Source organism: Micrococcus sp. KRD070 (assembly GCF_017168435.1).
Classification (GTDB): Bacteria; Actinomycetota; Actinomycetes; order Actinomycetales; family Micrococcaceae; genus Micrococcus; species Micrococcus luteus.
This window is the reverse complement of sequence record NZ_JABFNH010000022.1, coordinates 206,908-221,502: the sequence shown is the minus strand read 5'-3', so window position 1 is coordinate 221,502 and position 14,595 is coordinate 206,908. Positions and strand designations below refer to the sequence as shown.

Sequence of the window (14,595 nt, the reverse complement as noted above, 5' to 3'; positions counted from 1 at the left end):
GGCCTTCAGGACCTGCCCAGCCGGCCGCACCGTTCACCTGCCCAGCTCGATCCGGTCCTGGTCGCCCAGATCCACGCCCTGCGGCGGGAGCGCAAGTGGTCCGCACGGCGCATCCATCACCACCTCGCCTCCGAAGGCCACCAGCTGTGCCTGCGCACCGTGGGGAGGTGGATGCACCGGCTGGGCATCTCCCGGTTGCGAGACCTCGCGCCCACGGGTGAGGACCTGCGCCAACGACCACAGAAGATCACCGCCCGCGGCCCGGGGCACATGGTGCACCTGGACGTGAAGAAAATCGGGCGCATCCCCGAGGGGGGCGGCTGGCGTGCTCACGGCCGGGACTCCGAGAACGCGCGAGCGGCCAAACGCGGGCCTGGCCGACGGGTCGGGTACACCTACCTGCACTCGGCGATCGACGGGTACACCCGCCTGGCGTACACCGAGGCGTTGGAGGACGAGAAGGCGGTGACCACGATCGGGTTCTTCTGCCGGGCGAGGGCGTTCTTCGCCGCCCACGGCATCCGGATCGACAGGGTGATCACGGACAACGGCAACAACTACCGGGCCGTGGACTTCACCGCCAAGGTGGTCTCGCTCGGGGGCCGGCACCACCGGATCCGGCCCTACACGCCCCGCCATAACGGGAAGGTCGAACGCTACAACCGGCTGATGGTCGATGAGGTCCTCTACGCCCGCCCGTATACCTCAGAGACGGCCCGGCGTGAGGCGTTGGCAGTGTGGGTGAACCACTACAACTACCATCGGCCGCATACCTCCTGCGGAGATGCTCCACCGGCCTCGTTGGCCCCGGCCCGAGTCAACAACGTCATGACCTCTTACACCTAGGAGCGGCCCCGGACATCCGGAGCCGGAACGCGACGCCCGGGGACGCAGCCCCGTCTGCGGACACCTGTGCAGGAGGCACGGCCGGACCTCGTCACTCGAGCCGCCCGGCCCGCAGCCGCCACGTGTGGTCGCACCGGGCCGCCACGGCGGGGTCATGCGTCACGATCACGATCGCCCGCTCCGGCTGGGACATGGAGCGGAAGAGCCCCATCACCTCGTCGGTGCGCTCCTCGTCCAGGGCGCCCGTCGGCTCGTCGGCGAGCAGCAGGGAGGGCCCCATGATCACGGCCCGGGCGATGGCCACGCGCTGGCGCTCGCCGCCGGAGAGTCGGCCGACGGGGTGGTGGAGACGGTCTCCGAGCCCGAGACGCGTCAGAAGCTCGGCGGCCATGGTGCGACGCTCGCGCTTCGCCGGGCGCGGCCGCGCGTAGAGCAGCGGCAGGGCCGCGTTGTCCACGGCGGTCGCCCGATCGATGAGCAGATGGTCCTGGAGCACGATGCCGCACGTCCGGTTCCGGTAGGCGTCGCCGTCGGACGACCACGGTGCCGGCAGGCTCCGCCCGGCCACACGGATGCTCCCGGCGTCCGGTGTGTCAAGGCAGGCGAGGAGCCGCAGCAGGGTCGACTTGCCGGACCCGGAGGGTCCCATGATCGCGTGGACGCCGCCCCCGGGGACCTGGAGCGAGACGCCGCGGAGCACGGGGACATCCCCGGCGGGGCCGCGGTAGGAGCGGTGTACGTCGTGCACGGTGAGCAGGGACATCACACGGTCCTTTCGACGAGTGCCGCCGTGCGGACGGCCCGGTGCAGCTGGCGGAGGGGATGACGGGTGCACGCAGCGGCGATCGCCAAGACGACCGCCAGCCCGACCACGACGACGGCAGGCGCCGGACGCAGTCCGCCCGCTTCCGAGGCGATGCCGAGGCCGAGCAACGATCCGAGCACGGCCGGAATGCCCCATACCGCGGCCACGGATGTGGCGATCCGGAGCCGGATCAGTCGTCTGGGCGCCCCGACCGTCAGGTGCGCCAGCCACGTGGGCGTGAGTCGACGGGTCATGGTCGTCAGGAGGCTCACCACCGTCACGACGGCGCTGGCAAGCCCGGCGGTGTAGGCGGTGACCATGAGCGCGGCACCGCGGGCTTCTCGGGCGATCGGAGACCTGGTCGAGGCGATCGGGGCCAACTCGGCGACCACGCCCGTCTCGTCCTCGAGGACGTCGAGTGCCGCTCTCACCTCGGAGGCCGCGTCCTGGCGTGCCACGACGGAACCGAAGACCGCCGCGAGCTGGACCGGTTCGATCAGGCCGGCCATGGTCGTCGTGCTGGTGACGATGACGGGCGACTCACCCAGGGGCCAGAGGGATCCGTCGGCCCGCGGCGCGGCCGCGTCCCCGGGGAGTGGGCCGGCATAGCTGTGGGGTGTGGACCCCACGTACACGGTGCCGCCCGGTGCCCCGGAGGTGATCGCGGCGGGAGCGAAGTACACACCCGCGGCGGGACTGACGGCAGCAGCGGCGCCGAACTCCCGGGCCAGACCAGGCGTGGCGATGACCGCCCCCTGCAGCCGGGGGTCCTCGATTCCGATGGCGTCCGTCACGAGGAAGGCACGGGGGTCGACTCCGTCGACATGGGCGGCGAACGCCCGGGAGACGGTGTCGACGGCGCGGGGGTGGAGGTCGGTCGTGACGGCGGGGTCCAGGATCCTGGCTGCCACCAGGCCCGACGACTCGGCGTCCTCGAGCACCTCGAGCGCCGTGGTCACCCCGCCGGCGACGCCCAGGGCCAGTCCGAACACGACCGACGCCACGGTCGTGTGCAGCAGGGACAGGAACAGCAGTCCGGGCGTGTCGAACAGGTCGCGGAGGCCGTCCGCAACGGCCCGCATGGCTGCCGTCATGCGTGTGCCCTTCGGACCCAGAGGGTGGACAGGGTCGTGCCGAGGATGAGGATGGCGTCCACGACGAGCACGGCGGACCAGAGGAGAGCGGTGTCACCGGTGAGACCGATCTCCGCGTCCCACCGGGGCCATGCCACGAGCCAGACTCCGCCGGCACTCGCGGCGGCGGTCGTCCAGGCGACCATGGCGGGCCCCACACCGAGCCGGGCCGCTCGCAGTGGGGAGGCACCGACGAGGCGGTGCGAGGTAACGGCAGGGAGCAGTCGACTGCGCAGGGTCGTGCGCCAGACGACCTGTGCGCCCAGCAGGGCGAAGCCGGCGAGCACGGCGAGCAGGGGCACATGGACACTGCGTCGCATCGCTGCCTCCCACGGCGGCGGGAGCGGGACGACGTCGATGACGACACCGGCCCGCCGCAGCGATTGGACGAGCTCGCCGAGCTGGGCCGGTGAGCCGCCGATCACGCCGGCAAGGGACGAACTGTCGGTGGAGAGGAACGGGACCAGGAGGTCTGCTTCGGTGGCGCGATCCGGCGCGGAGGAGAGGTCTCGGACGACGACCCGATCGACGTCCGGCCAGCTCAGCTCGCCCGCAGCGGCACGTGCGGCGAAGGGGGAGGTGCTGGGGACGATCGCGGTCGGGGCGACGCCATCCGGGAGCACGTCCAGGGCAGGTCGGCCGGCGAGGGCCGTCACGTGGGGGCTCGTGGACGTGGCCGCAGAACCGGAGTCCGGTCCCGTCAGCGACGTCCGGATCATGGGCCAGGCCTCGCCAGCGGGGAATGCCGAGATCTCGTACACCGTGCCGTCCATGCGCCAGCGGTCCTCCTTCTCCACCCCGACGTAGGACGCGAGGAGCGCTGCTGTTCCGAGCGCGATCAGGAGAAGGAGGAATCTCGAGACGAGCATCCGGGTCATCACGGCTGGCCCGAGGAAAGCTGAGCGGCTGGATGATGCCTCACCTGGGAAGTGCCCCTGGGGTGCGGACCGGCGGGGTCATGTCGACTTTCACGTCATATTCCCTCCACGCAATTCCTGTGGGCGAATGGGACACGCATCACAGGGGCCTGCCGGAATAGTGAGCCCAGTGTGGGTGTGAGTCAAGAGGCATCACCACTCGATCGACCACCGAGCGCACTGCCCCGTCCGTGGGGCCGCGCCTTCGCCGTCCCGGAGGGCCTTGTCCTGGCGATCGCGTCATGACCTGGTGGCGGTCCTCAGGTCATGACGCGATCGTCAGGTGGCGCAGGGGCGGGCCATCCCGCCCCACCTCACCCCGCGTCCCGGCCTCAGGCGTCCGAGGCGGTGCGGATCGTCGGCTCGGGCAGGTACACGGACCCGCCGGCGGCCCGGAACTCCGCGGACTTCGCGGCCATGCCGGCCTCGGCGATCCGCGCCTGCTCGGACGCGCCGCCGAACTCGCTGCGGATGTCCTGGCTGATGCGCATGGAGCAGAACTTCGGCCCGCACATCGAGCAGAAGTGGGCGGTCTTGGCGGGCTCGGCCGGCAGCGTCTCGTCGTGGTACTCCTCGGCGAGCTGCGGGTCCAGGCCGAGGCCGAACTGGTCGCGCCAGCGGAACTCGAAGCGCGCCTTGGACAGCGCGTCGTCGCGGTCGCGGGCGCCGGGGTGGCCCTTGGCGACGTCGGCGGCGTGCGCGGCGATCTTGTAGGTGATCACACCCGTCTTCACGTCGTCCCGGTCCGGCAGGCCCAGGTGCTCCTTGGGCGTGACGTAGCAGAGCATCGCGGTGCCGTAGCGGGCGATCTCGGTGGCGCCGATGGCCGAGGTGATGTGGTCGTACGCCGGGGCGATGTCCGTGACGAGGGGGCCGAGCGTGTAGAACGGGGCGCCCTTGCACAGCTCCTGCTGGCGCTCCACGTTCTCCCGCACCAGGTGCAGCGGGATGTGGCCGGGGCCCTCCACCATGACCTGGACGTCGTACGCCCACGCCCGCTCCGTCAGCTCGGCGAGCGTGTCGAGCTCGGCGAACTGGGCGGCGTCGTTGGCGTCCGCCACGGAGCCCGGCCGCAGGCCGTCGCCCAGGGAGAACGCGACGTCGTAGCGCGCGAAGATCTCGCAGAGCTCGTCGTAGTTCTCGTAGAGGAAGTTCTCCTTGTGGTGGCCCAGGCACCAGCCGGCCATGATCGAGCCGCCGCGGGAGACGATGCCGGTCACGCGGTCCGCGGACAGCGGCACGTGGCGCAGCAGCACGCCGGCGTGCACGGTCATGTAGTCCACGCCCTGCTCGCACTGCTCGATCACGGTGTCGCGGAAGATCTCCCAGGTCAGGGCCTGGTGGTCGCCGCCGACCTTCTCGAGGGCCTGGTAGATCGGCACGGTGCCGATCGGCACGGGGGAGTTGCGCAGGATCCACTCGCGGGTGGTGTGGATGTCGTCGCCCGTGGACAGGTCCATCACGGTGTCCGCGCCCCAGCGGGTGGCCCACTGCAGCTTCGAGACCTCCTCGGCGATCGACGACGTCACCGCCGAGTTGCCGATGTTCGCGTTGACCTTCACGGCGAACGCCTTGCCGATGATCATCGGCTCCGACTCGGGGTGGTTCACGTTCGCCGGGATGATGGCGCGGCCGGCCGCGACCTCGGAGCGCACCAGCTCCACGTCCACGCCCTCGCGCAGGGCGACGTAGCGCATCTCCGGGGTGATCTCGCCGCGCCGGGCGTAGTGCATCTGGGTGACGCGCGCGCCCTCCTTGGCGCGCAGCGGGGGGCGGCGCTCGCCGGCCCACTCCTGTGAAGCGGCGCCGCGGCGCACGGCCGAGCGGCCGTCGTCGAGCAGGTCGCGCTCGCGGCCCTCGTACTCCTCGACGTCAGCGCGGGCGCGGATCCACTCGGCGCGCTGGGCGGGCAGGCCGCGCTCGGGCACGGAGCCCGGGCCCATGGTGCGGTAGACGGTCAGGGGCGGGTTGGGCGTGCCGTCGGGGGAGTCGTCCTGGTGGACCTCGGTGACGGGCACGCGGATGCCGTGCTCGGCATCCTCGAGCCAGCCCAGACGGTGCGTGGGGTAGTTCTCCTCGGCGACGACCTCGGCCGTCGACTCGGCTGCGGGCAGGGGGGTGCGCTCGGAAACGGACATGGCCGCGGCTCCTTCTTCCTTCGCCGGAATGACCCGGACAGGTTCAGACGGTCTCCGGGCGGCGTCAGCCCGGTCTCAGCCCCGTGCCGTGGGGCTCCCGTGGGATGCGAGCGACCCTAGCACGTCCCCCGCGGGGTCTCACCGCCGCCGTCCGGCCATGCGGCCGGGCGCTCAGGCGCGCGCCGCGCGGGCCGCCCGGCGGCGCACCGTGGAGCGCTCGACGATCCACGTCACGACCAGCATCACGATGATGACGAGGCCGGCGTAGCCGAGGACGGGGTAGACGGTGCCCACGAGGTCGGAGAAGCCGACGCTCGAGAGCAGGGTGGCGGCCAGGGCCGTGACGACGGCGATGACCCAGCCCGGCACGCGGCGCATCGAGGACAGCAGGGCGATGCGCTCCACCCCGCCGTACAGGCACGAGACCGCCGTCGTGAACTGCGCCAGCAGCAGGACGACCGTGTACAGCAGGGCGGCCCAGCCGCCGATCATCGCGGCCAGCTCGACCATGGGCAGCTCGGCGCGGCCGATCAGCTGGGCGTGGGCGGTCATCGCGGCCATCACCGCGCCGGCCATCACCACGAGGCCCAGGGCCCCGAGCCCGGCCCCGGCGACGAGGGAGCGGCCCGACGAGGAGCTCTCCTCGCCGATCGGGGCGAGCACCGCGTAGGCCAGCTGGATGTTGAAGGCCACGTACAGCACGCCCGAGAGCCACCACTGGTTGATCAGCGGGGACGAGGTCACGAGCGCGGCGACGTCGTCCACCGCGGCCCCCGGGTTCGCCAACCCCCACACCGCGACGCCGACGGCGACCACGATGATCAGGGGGACCACCACGGCCTGGACGCGCACGAGGCCCGTGATGCCGGCCAGCACCGAGACCACGCAGACGGTGGCCATCACCAGCGAGCCCACGAGCGAGGGCAGCCCGAACGCGGTGTGCACCGCCGCCCCGGCCCCGGCCAGCATGATCACCAGCGTCCCCAGCAGGGACGTGGTGATGGACAGGTCCGCGAACCAGGTGGGCACGCGCGACGTCGTGGGGTTCACGATCCGGTGGATGTCCGTGGTCCGCAGCTTCTGCGCCAGCCGCAGCACGATCACCGCGAGCAGGAAGAACAGCGCGCCGGCGATCACGAGCGCCCCCGTGCCGCCCCAGAGGCCGAAGCTCACGAAGTACTGCAGGATCTCGTTGCCCGAGGCGTACCCGGCGCCGATGGTGGTGCCGATGAACGTGGCGGCGATCCCGAGCGGGGAGGTCGGCCGCAGCGGCGCCGACTCCTCGGCTCGGCCGGGGTGCGCGGGAGAGCTCTCTGTGACGTGGGACATGCGACTACATTCTCATGGGCGGGATCGGCCCGGCCCGGGCGGCCGATCCGCCCCGACCCGAAGGAGCCCCCGCATGACCTCCGCCGTCCCCCGTGTGCTCAGCATCGCCGGCTCCGACTCCGGCGGCGGCGCCGGTGTCCAGGCCGACCTGAAGACCATCGCCGCGTGGGGCGGCTACGGGATGACCGCGATCACCGCGATCACCGCCCAGAACACGCAGGGCGTGCAGGCCGTCCACCCGCTGCCGGTGGACGTGGTGCGCGCCCAGCTCGACTCGGTCGCCGCCGACATCGCCGTGGACGCCGTGAAGATCGGCATGCTCGGCACGGTGGAGCTCATGCGGGCCGTCGCCGGCTGGCTCGAGGAGACCCGGCCCGCCGTCGTCGTGCTGGACCCGGTCATGGTGGCCTCGAGCGGGGACGCCCTCACCGCGGTCGGCGACGACGACGGGCGCGCCGCGTGGGCCCGGCTGCTGCGGGTGGCGCACCTGGTGACACCCAACCTGCCCGAGCTGGCCCGGCTGACCGGGCGGGACGCGACGGACTGGGACGCCGCCCTCGACGCGGCGCGGGGCCTGGCCGCCGAGCACGGGGTGACGGTGCTGCTCAAGGGCGGGCACCTGGACGAGACCGAGGCGCCCGAGGCCGCAGCGGCGGAGGTGCCGGACGCCGTCGTGCGCGTGGGCGGGGCCGTGCACGAGGTGCGCGGCCCGCGCGTGACGACCCGCGCCTCGCACGGCACCGGCTGCACCCTCTCCTCGGCCCTGGCCACGCTGGCCGGGGCGGGCCTGAGCTGGGACGACGCACTCGAGCGGGCCAAGCCGTGGCTGGCCGACGCGATGCGGGCGGGGGAGGCGCTCGCGGTCGGGGACGCCTCGCGGCCGACGTGGCACGGGCCCGTCGACCACGGTCATGCGCAGCGGGGCTGAGGGCGGGACCTCCGGGCTTCGACACGTTCGAGGCGGGAAATCCGGCGAATACGCACCTCGGGACGTCCTATGAGGTCGATTTCCCGCCTCGAATGCCGGTGACCCGGACCTCCCGCTCCGCTCGAGCGTCCGGGTCCGCAGAACGCAGAAGAGCCGGACCACCGTGTCGCCACGGGGGTCCGGCTCTGTTCGCTCGTGCCCCCGGCAGGATTCGAACCTGCGGCCTTCTGCTCCGGAGGCAGACGCTCTATCCCCTGAGCTACGGAGGCGGGGGTCGCGACGCGTCGAGCGCGTTGCGGACTCGTCGACTCTACACCATCAGGACGGCCCGTCCGTGACCTCCCCGCGGGGCGCGTCAGCCGGGCAGGCCCGCGCGCAGGGTCCGGGCCGCGGCCTCGGGGTCCTCGGCCTGCGTCACGGCGCGGACCACCACGATCCGTTCCGCCCCGGCCGCGCGGACCTCGGGCAGCCGGTCCGCGTCGACGCCGCCGATGGCGAACCACGGCCGCGCCCCCGCCGGGTCCTCCGCGTCCAGGCGTGCGGCGAGGGTCGGCAGTTCCAGTCCGACGGCGGCCCGGCCCGGCTTCGTGGGCGTCGCCCACACCGGCCCCGTGCAGAAGTAGTCCAGGCCGTCCTCCGCGCGGGCGCCGCGCACCTGCGCCTCGGTGTGGCACGAGCGGCCGAGCACCACGTCCGGGCCCAGCAGGGCGCGGCACTGCGCGGTGGTCAGGTCGGTCTGGCCCGTGTGGAACACGTCCACCCCGGCCAGGGCGGCGACGTCGGCGCGGTCGTTGGCGGCCGAGAGCGCCCCGTGCTCCCGGGCCAGCGGGACGAGCGTGGCGAACGCGGCCAGCTCGACCGCCACGTCCACGGCCTTGTCCCGCACCTGGATCACGTCTACTCCGCCGCGGAACGCCGCCGCGCAGAAGTCGGCGAACGCGGCCGTGTCGAGCGTGCCGTCCGGGCGCAGGAACCGCTGCAGGTCGGTGCAGACGTACAGCCGGGAGGCGGCGAGGCGGGCGCGGCGGCGCGCGCCGGGGCCGGTGCCGCCGTCGTCGCGGCCGGCCGCGGTCATCAGGAGCGGATCGGGGGAGTGCATGCGCCCACTGTGGCAGACTGGCCGCTGTTCCATGGGAGCCCGGGCCGCACACGCCGGGCTGAGAGGGCCGCAGGGGCGCACCGCGCCGGCGCGGCCGACCATCACCACTCGATGCGGGTCATGCCGCCGTGAGGAGGACCGGTCCGTGCACGTGGCCGTCGTCGGGGCCGGGATCATCGGCCTCACCGCCGCCGTGCGTCTGCGTGCCGCAGGCCACGCCGTCACCCTGATCGCCCCCGAGCTGGACGCCGCCGGGCGCCCGCACGCCGTGGCCGGGGCCACCCACGCCGCGGCGGGGATGCTCGCGCCGCTCGCCGAGACCCAGTTCAGCCAGGACGACCTCGCCCCGCTGCTGCAGGCCGGCTGGGAGGCCTACCCGGCCCTCGTGGACCTGCTCGCCGCCTTCACCGATGTGGAGACGGGCTTCCTCGCACAGGGCGCCTGGATCGTGGCCGCGGACCCCTCGGACGCCCGCGCCTGGGACCACGTGCTCGAGCACGCCTCGATCCTCGGTCGCCGGGTCGAGCCCGTCTCCGTCCGCGCGCTGCGCCGCGCCGAGCCCGCCCTGGCCCCGGGCCTGGCCGCCGGCTTCGACGCCCCGGACGACCATCAGGTGGACCCGCGACGGCTCGCCGCCGCCTGCGTCGCCGCCCTGCGCGCCGAGACCGGACCCGACGGCGGCCCGCTCCCGGTCGGCGCCGGACCCGCCGCCCGGTTCGTGGCCGGACGCGTCACCGCCGCCGGCCCGGAGGGCGAGGGGGTGCGCCTCACGCTGGCCGACGGGGGCGTCCTCACCGCCGACGGCGCGGTCCTCGCCGCGGGCCTGGGCCACCGCGGGATCGGCGGCGCGGCCACCGCCGTCGAGGTCCCGCTGCGCCCCGTCCACGGCGACGTGCTGCGTCTGCGGGTGCGCCCCGAGCAGCTGCTGCCGGGGGAGTCGCACCTGATCACCCGCACCGTCCGCGGCCTCGTCCACGGGCGCCAGGTCTACCTCGTGCCCCGCGCGGACGGCACCCTCGTGGTCGGCGCCTCGGCCCGCGAGGACGGCCTGGCCGGCACCTCCGCCGGGGCCGTGCTGGACCTGCTCGCCGACGCCGCCGCGATCCTGCCCGCCGTCCGCGAGTGCGAGCTGGTCGAGATCACCACCGCCGCCCGCCCCGGCACCCCCGACGACGCCCCGCGCGTGCTCGCCGTGCCCGAGGCTCCGGGCGCCGTCGTCGCCACCGGCTTCCACCGTCACGGGATCCTGCTCGCCCCCTGGGCGGCCGGGCGGATCCTCGAGCTGCTGCACGCCCGCCTGAAGGAGATCGCATGAGCACCCTCCCCCTGACCCTCAACGGAGAGCCCGCCGAGCTGGCCGTGGCCACCGTCCGCGACGTCGTCGCGCACGTCACCGGGCGCGCGATCGGCGAGGACGGCGCCGCCGCGGATGGGCGGCGGCTCGGCGTGGCCGTGGCGGTCGGCGGCGAGGTCGTGCCCCGGTCGGCCTGGGCCACCCGGGAGCTGGCCGCCGGGGACGAGGTCGACGTCGTCACCGCGGTGCCTGGCTCTTATACACATCTAAAAAAAAAAAAAATAATCAGACAGACATTCCGCCCCCGCGATCCCGCCGCTGCGGATCGGCGGCTACGACCTGGCCTCCCGGCTCATCATGGGCACGGGCGGCATCACCGACCTGACCGCCCTCGAGGGCGCCCTCGTCGCCTCCGGCACCACGCTCACCACCGTGGCGCTGCGCCGCTGGTCCGCGGACACCCGTGACGGCCTGGTCGCGCTGCTGGACCGCCTCGGCATCGACGTGCTGCCCAACACCGCCGGCTGCTACACCGCCCGGGACGCCGTGCTCACCGCCCGGCTCGGCCGGGAGGCGCTCGAGACCGACCTCGTGAAGGTCGAGGTCATCGCCGATGAGCGCACCCTGCTGCCCGACGTCGTCGAGACCCTCGAGGCCACCGAGCGGCTCGCCGCCGACGGCTTCACCGTCCTGGCCTACACCTCGGACGACCCCGCCATGGCGCTGCGCCTCGAGCAGGCCGGCGCCGCCGCCGTCATGCCGCTGGGCTCGCCGATCGGCTCGGGGCTGGGCATCCTCAACCGCGCACACCTGGAGCTGATCGTCTCCCGCGCCTCCGTGCCGATCGTGCTCGACGCCGGCGTGGGCACCGCCTCGGACGTCGCCCTGGCGATGGAGGCCGGCTGCGACGCCGTGCTCGCCGCCTCGGCGATCACGCGCGCCGCCGAGCCCGCCCGCATGGCCCACGCGTGCCGGCTCGCGCTCGAGGCGGGCTTCCACGCCCGCCGTGCCGGGCGCATCCCGCGCCGCGAGCACGCCCTGGCCTCCTCGCCGATGGCCGGGCGGGTCACGGCCGAGGAGGACGAGCGGTGACCGCCGCCCTGGACCCCGCCGCCCGCGAGCCCCGCGACCTCACCGCGCTGTCCGACACCCAGCTCGAGCGCTTCGCCCGCCACCTGAGCCTGGACGGCTTCGGCCCCGAGGCCCAGCTGGCGCTGCTGCGCTCCCGCGTCCTCGTGGTCGGCGCCGGCGGCCTCGGGGCGCCCGTGCTGACCTACCTCGCCGCCGCGGGCGTGGGGGAGGTCCACGTGATCGACGACGACGTGGTGGACCGTTCCAACCTGCACCGCCAGGTGATCCACGCCGAGGCGGACCTCGGCCGTCCCAAGACCGCCTCCGCCGCCGCGACGATGCGCGGCCTGCACCCCGAGGTGCGCGTGGTCGAGCACCGCGAACGCCTGACCGCGGCCAACGCGCTCGAACGGGTCGGCGCCGTGGACCTCGTGCTCGACGGCACGGACAACTACGCGACCCGCTACCTCGTTGCCGATGCCTGCGAGATCGCGGGCGTGCCCGTGGTGTGGGGCGCGATCCTGCGGTTCGCGGGGCAGGTGAGCGTGTTCGCCCCGGGCGGGCCGCTGTACCGGGACGTGTTCCCGGAGCGGCCCGAACCCGGCGAGGTGCCCTCGTGCGCGCAGGCCGGGGTGCTCGGGGTGCTGCCCGGGATCATCGGCTCCCTCATGGCGGCCGAGGCGATCAAGCTGCTCTCCGGGGTGGGTGAGCCCCTGGTCGGGCGGCTGCTCTCCGTGGACGCCCTGACGATGCGCTTCCGTGAGCTGCGGCTCGTGCCCGACCCCGAGCGGACCCCCGTGACGGACCTGTCCGCCCACGCGGACCAGGCCCCCCGCCCGGACGACGCCGGCGCCCCCGGCTCGGCGGAGGCGTGCGGCGCCGCGGGCGGGGAGATCGCCCCCGCCGCGCTGGCCGCCCTGCTCGCCGACCCCGCCCGGGCCGCGTCCCTCACCCTGCTCGACGTCCGCGAGGACTGGGAGCGCCGCCTGCGCCGGGTCGAGGCCCCCGCGACGGTGGCCGATCGGCACGTCCCGCTCGAGGCCGTCCTCGCGGAGCCGGCGGCCCTCGCGCCCGGGCAGGACCGCGTCCTGGTGGTCTACTGCGCCGCCGGAGCCCGGTCGGCCCGGGCGCGGGACGCCGTCGTCGGGGCCGACCCGAGCGCCGGCGGGCGCGTCCTGTCCCTCGCCGGCGGCCTCGCCGCCTGGCCCGCCTGACCCCCACCCCGACGAACCCTGCGAGATGGCCCCCACCGCGGGCCGGAGGGGGCCATCTCGCAGGGTTCGTTCGCACGCGCACGGGCGCGGCGGCCCTTCCGTAGACTTGCGCGGGTGAAGCCCGAAGACCTCTCCGCCCTGCTGTCCGCTGTCCTCACCGACGCCGTCGATGCCGGTGACCTCCCCGCCGCGCTGCGGGAGGAGATCACCCCCGCGCGCGTGAAGGTGGAGCGACCCCGCAGCCGCGAGCACGGCGACTGGGCCACCAACGTCGCCCTCCAGCTGGGCAAGAAGGCCGGGATGGCCCCGCGCGACCTCGCCGGGCTCGTGGCCGAGCGCCTGACCGACAAGCCGGGCATCGCCGCCGTCGACGTCGCCGGCCCCGGCTTCCTCAACGTCACCCTGGACGCGGCCTCGGCCGGTGCCCTGGCCCGCGAGATCGTCGAGGCCGGCCCGGAGTACGGCCGCAACGACGCCCTGGCCGGGCACACCGTGAACATGGAGTTCGTCTCCGCCAACCCCACCGGCCCGCTGCACATCGGCCACACCCGCTGGGCCGCGCTGGGCGACGCGATCGCCCGCCTGCTGCGCGCCTCGGGCGCGGACGTCACCGCCGAGTACTACGTCAACGACGCCGGCAACCAGATGAACGTGTTCGCCGACTCGGTCCTCGCCCGCCTGCACGGCCGTGACGTCCCCGCGGGCGGCTACCCGGGCGCGTACGTGCAGGAGCTGGCCGACGCCGTCGCCCTCGAGCACCCGGACGTGCGCGAGCTGACGGACGAGGCCGCCCGCCCGGTGGTCCGCGAGGCCGCGTACCGGCTCCAGATGCAGGACATCAAGGACACGCTCGCCGCCTTCGACGTGCACTTCGACGTGTTCACCTCGGAGCAGACGCTCCACGACTCCGGCGCGATCGACCAGGCCGTGCAGCGGCTGCGCGAACAGGGCCACATCGAGGACCGCGAGGGCGCCGTGTGGCTCAAGACCACCGACTTCGGCGACGACAAGGACCGCGTGCTCATCCGCGCCAACGGCGAGCCCACCTACTTCGCCGCCGACGCCGCCTACTACCTCCACAAGCGCGACCGCGGCTTCGAGGAGAAGGTGTACCTGCTCGGCGCCGACCACCACGGCTACGTGAACCGCCTCAAGGCGATCGCCGCCGCCGCCGGCGACGACCCGGCGACGAACATCGAGATCCTCATCGGCCAGCTCATCTCGGTCAACGGCGCGAAGCTCTCCAAGCGCGCCGGCAACATCATCGAGCTCAAGGACCTCGTGGAGTGGCTCGGCCGCGACGCCCTGCGCTACGACCTGGCCCGCTACCCCGCGGACTCGCCCCTGACGATCGACCCCGAGCTGCTGCGCTCCGCCACGAACGACAACCCCGTCTACTACGTGCAGTACGCCCACGCCCGCGCCTCGGGCGCGGCGCGCACCGCGCAGGCCCACGGCGTGGACCGCTCCGAGTTCGACGCCGCCCTGCTCACCCACGCCACCGAGTCGGAGCTGCTGGCCCAGCTGGCGGAGTTCCCGGCCGTCGTCGGCGCGGCGGCGCGCCTGCGCGAGCCGCACCGCGTGGCCCGCCACCTCGAGGTGATCGCCGGGGCCTACCACTCCTGGTACGCCGCCTGCCGCATCGTGCCCATGCCCACCGACGACGGCACGCCGCGTCCCGTCGAGACCCTCAACCGCACCCGCCTGTGGCTCAACGACGCCACCGCCCAGGTGCTGGCCAACGGTCTCGGCCTGCTCGGCGTGACCGCCCCGGAGAAGATGTGAGCGCCCGGATGACGACGCCGCAGCCCGCCCCCGCCT

The 14,595-nt window shown here is 74.0% G+C and carries 12 protein-coding genes, 1 tRNA gene, 1 pseudogene and 2 riboswitches; of the genes and pseudogenes, 7 read left to right on the top strand and 7 right to left on the bottom strand.

Going from position 1 to position 14,595, the window contains the following annotated elements; translation table 11 throughout:
• The coding region (locus J1M38_RS08695; protein WP_206501225.1) for an IS481 family transposase at positions 1-846 on the top strand (846 nt) is incomplete at its 5' end.
• 91 nt (positions 847-937) lie between these two features.
• On the opposite strand, the gene J1M38_RS08690 is transcribed toward J1M38_RS08695, so the two are convergent.
• From J1M38_RS08690 to J1M38_RS08670, 5 genes are all read right to left on the bottom strand, one after another.
• On the bottom strand, positions 938-1,609 hold the full coding sequence (locus tag J1M38_RS08690) for an ABC transporter ATP-binding protein (protein WP_134416576.1): 672 nt from the start codon (positions 1,607-1,609) through the stop codon (positions 938-940).
• The gene (locus tag J1M38_RS08685) at positions 1,609-2,745 is read right to left on the bottom strand and encodes a hypothetical protein (RefSeq protein WP_225348403.1); all 1,137 of its coding nucleotides are present in this window, start codon (positions 2,743-2,745) and stop codon (positions 1,609-1,611) included. Before J1M38_RS08685 ends, J1M38_RS08690 begins: the two co-directional genes overlap by 1 nt.
• Complete coding sequence (locus tag J1M38_RS08680; protein ID WP_241246563.1) at positions 2,742-3,653, bottom strand: hypothetical protein; 912 nt, start codon at positions 3,651-3,653, stop codon at positions 2,742-2,744. The genes J1M38_RS08685 and J1M38_RS08680 overlap by 4 nt, the downstream gene beginning before the upstream one ends.
• Positions 3,654-4,033: 380 nt before the next feature.
• Entirely contained in the window at positions 4,034-5,839 is a 1,806-nt protein-coding gene (gene thiC / locus J1M38_RS08675; protein ID WP_095695548.1) for a phosphomethylpyrimidine synthase ThiC, read from the bottom strand.
• Positions 5,836-5,950: riboswitch (TPP riboswitch) on the bottom strand. (Overlaps the previous gene by 4 nt.)
• Before the next feature lie 60 nt (positions 5,951-6,010).
• Positions 6,011-7,168, bottom strand: a complete 1,158-nt coding sequence (locus J1M38_RS08670; RefSeq protein WP_044659217.1) for a membrane protein — start codon at positions 7,166-7,168, stop codon at positions 6,011-6,013.
• Between the two features lie 73 nt (positions 7,169-7,241).
• On the opposite strand from J1M38_RS08670, the gene thiD reads away from it, so the two are divergent.
• Positions 7,242-8,096 carry a bifunctional hydroxymethylpyrimidine kinase/phosphomethylpyrimidine kinase gene (gene thiD, locus J1M38_RS08665; RefSeq protein WP_044659216.1) on the top strand — a complete coding sequence of 285 codons (855 nt, stop codon included), beginning with the start codon at positions 7,242-7,244 and terminating at the stop codon, positions 8,094-8,096.
• A 196-nt stretch (positions 8,097-8,292) separates the two neighbouring features.
• Here thiD and J1M38_RS08660 read toward each other — a convergent pair.
• Positions 8,293-8,365: transfer RNA gene (locus tag J1M38_RS08660), tRNA-Arg, on the bottom strand.
• A gap of 86 nt (positions 8,366-8,451) precedes the next feature.
• Positions 8,452-9,195, bottom strand: coding sequence for a thiamine phosphate synthase (gene thiE, locus J1M38_RS08655; RefSeq protein ID WP_036316591.1), 744 nt, complete (start codon positions 9,193-9,195; stop codon positions 8,452-8,454).
• A 21-nt stretch (positions 9,196-9,216) separates the two neighbouring features.
• A riboswitch (TPP riboswitch) is annotated at positions 9,217-9,347 on the top strand.
• Here thiE and J1M38_RS08650 point away from each other — a divergent pair.
• From J1M38_RS08650 to argS, 5 genes and pseudogenes are all read left to right on the top strand, one after another.
• Positions 9,341-10,510, top strand: a complete 1,170-nt coding sequence (locus J1M38_RS08650) for an FAD-dependent oxidoreductase (RefSeq protein ID WP_036316589.1) — start codon at positions 9,341-9,343, stop codon at positions 10,508-10,510. Its footprint overlaps the riboswitch before it by 7 nt.
• Positions 10,507-10,737, top strand: a pseudogene (gene thiS, locus J1M38_RS08645) (sulfur carrier protein ThiS); the annotation flags it as partial. The gene J1M38_RS08650 and the pseudogene thiS, both read left to right, overlap by 4 nt.
• A 61-nt stretch (positions 10,738-10,798) precedes the next feature.
• Positions 10,799-11,581, top strand: coding sequence for a thiazole synthase (locus tag J1M38_RS08640; RefSeq protein WP_169577990.1), 783 nt, complete (start codon positions 10,799-10,801; stop codon positions 11,579-11,581).
• Positions 11,578-12,774 carry a molybdopterin-synthase adenylyltransferase MoeB gene (moeB, locus tag J1M38_RS12180; protein ID WP_044659215.1) on the top strand — a complete coding sequence of 399 codons (1,197 nt, stop codon included), beginning with the start codon at positions 11,578-11,580 and terminating at the stop codon, positions 12,772-12,774. The genes J1M38_RS08640 and moeB overlap by 4 nt, the downstream gene beginning before the upstream one ends.
• 114 nt (positions 12,775-12,888) lie before the next feature.
• A complete protein-coding gene (gene argS / locus J1M38_RS08630; protein ID WP_041103245.1) occupies positions 12,889-14,559 on the top strand; it encodes an arginine--tRNA ligase in 1,671 nt (556 codons plus the stop codon).
• Positions 14,560-14,595 lie beyond the last annotated feature (36 nt).

Coding starts and splice junctions, on each gene's coding strand:
- J1M38_RS08690 (WP_134416576.1), bottom strand. CDS start 1,609: ATGTCCCTGCTCACCGTGCACGACGTACACCGCTCCTACCGCGGCCCC.
- J1M38_RS08685 (WP_225348403.1), bottom strand. CDS start 2,745: ATGACGGCAGCCATGCGGGCCGTTGCGGACGGCCTCCGCGACCTGTTC.
- J1M38_RS08680 (WP_241246563.1), bottom strand. CDS start 3,653: ATGCTCGTCTCGAGATTCCTCCTTCTCCTGATCGCGCTCGGAACAGCA.
- thiC (WP_095695548.1), bottom strand. CDS start 5,839: ATGTCCGTTTCCGAGCGCACCCCCCTGCCCGCAGCCGAGTCGACGGCC.
- J1M38_RS08670 (WP_044659217.1), bottom strand. CDS start 7,168: ATGTCCCACGTCACAGAGAGCTCTCCCGCGCACCCCGGCCGAGCCGAG.
- thiD (WP_044659216.1), top strand. CDS start 7,242: ATGACCTCCGCCGTCCCCCGTGTGCTCAGCATCGCCGGCTCCGACTCC.
- thiE (WP_036316591.1), bottom strand. CDS start 9,195: ATGCACTCCCCCGATCCGCTCCTGATGACCGCGGCCGGCCGCGACGAC.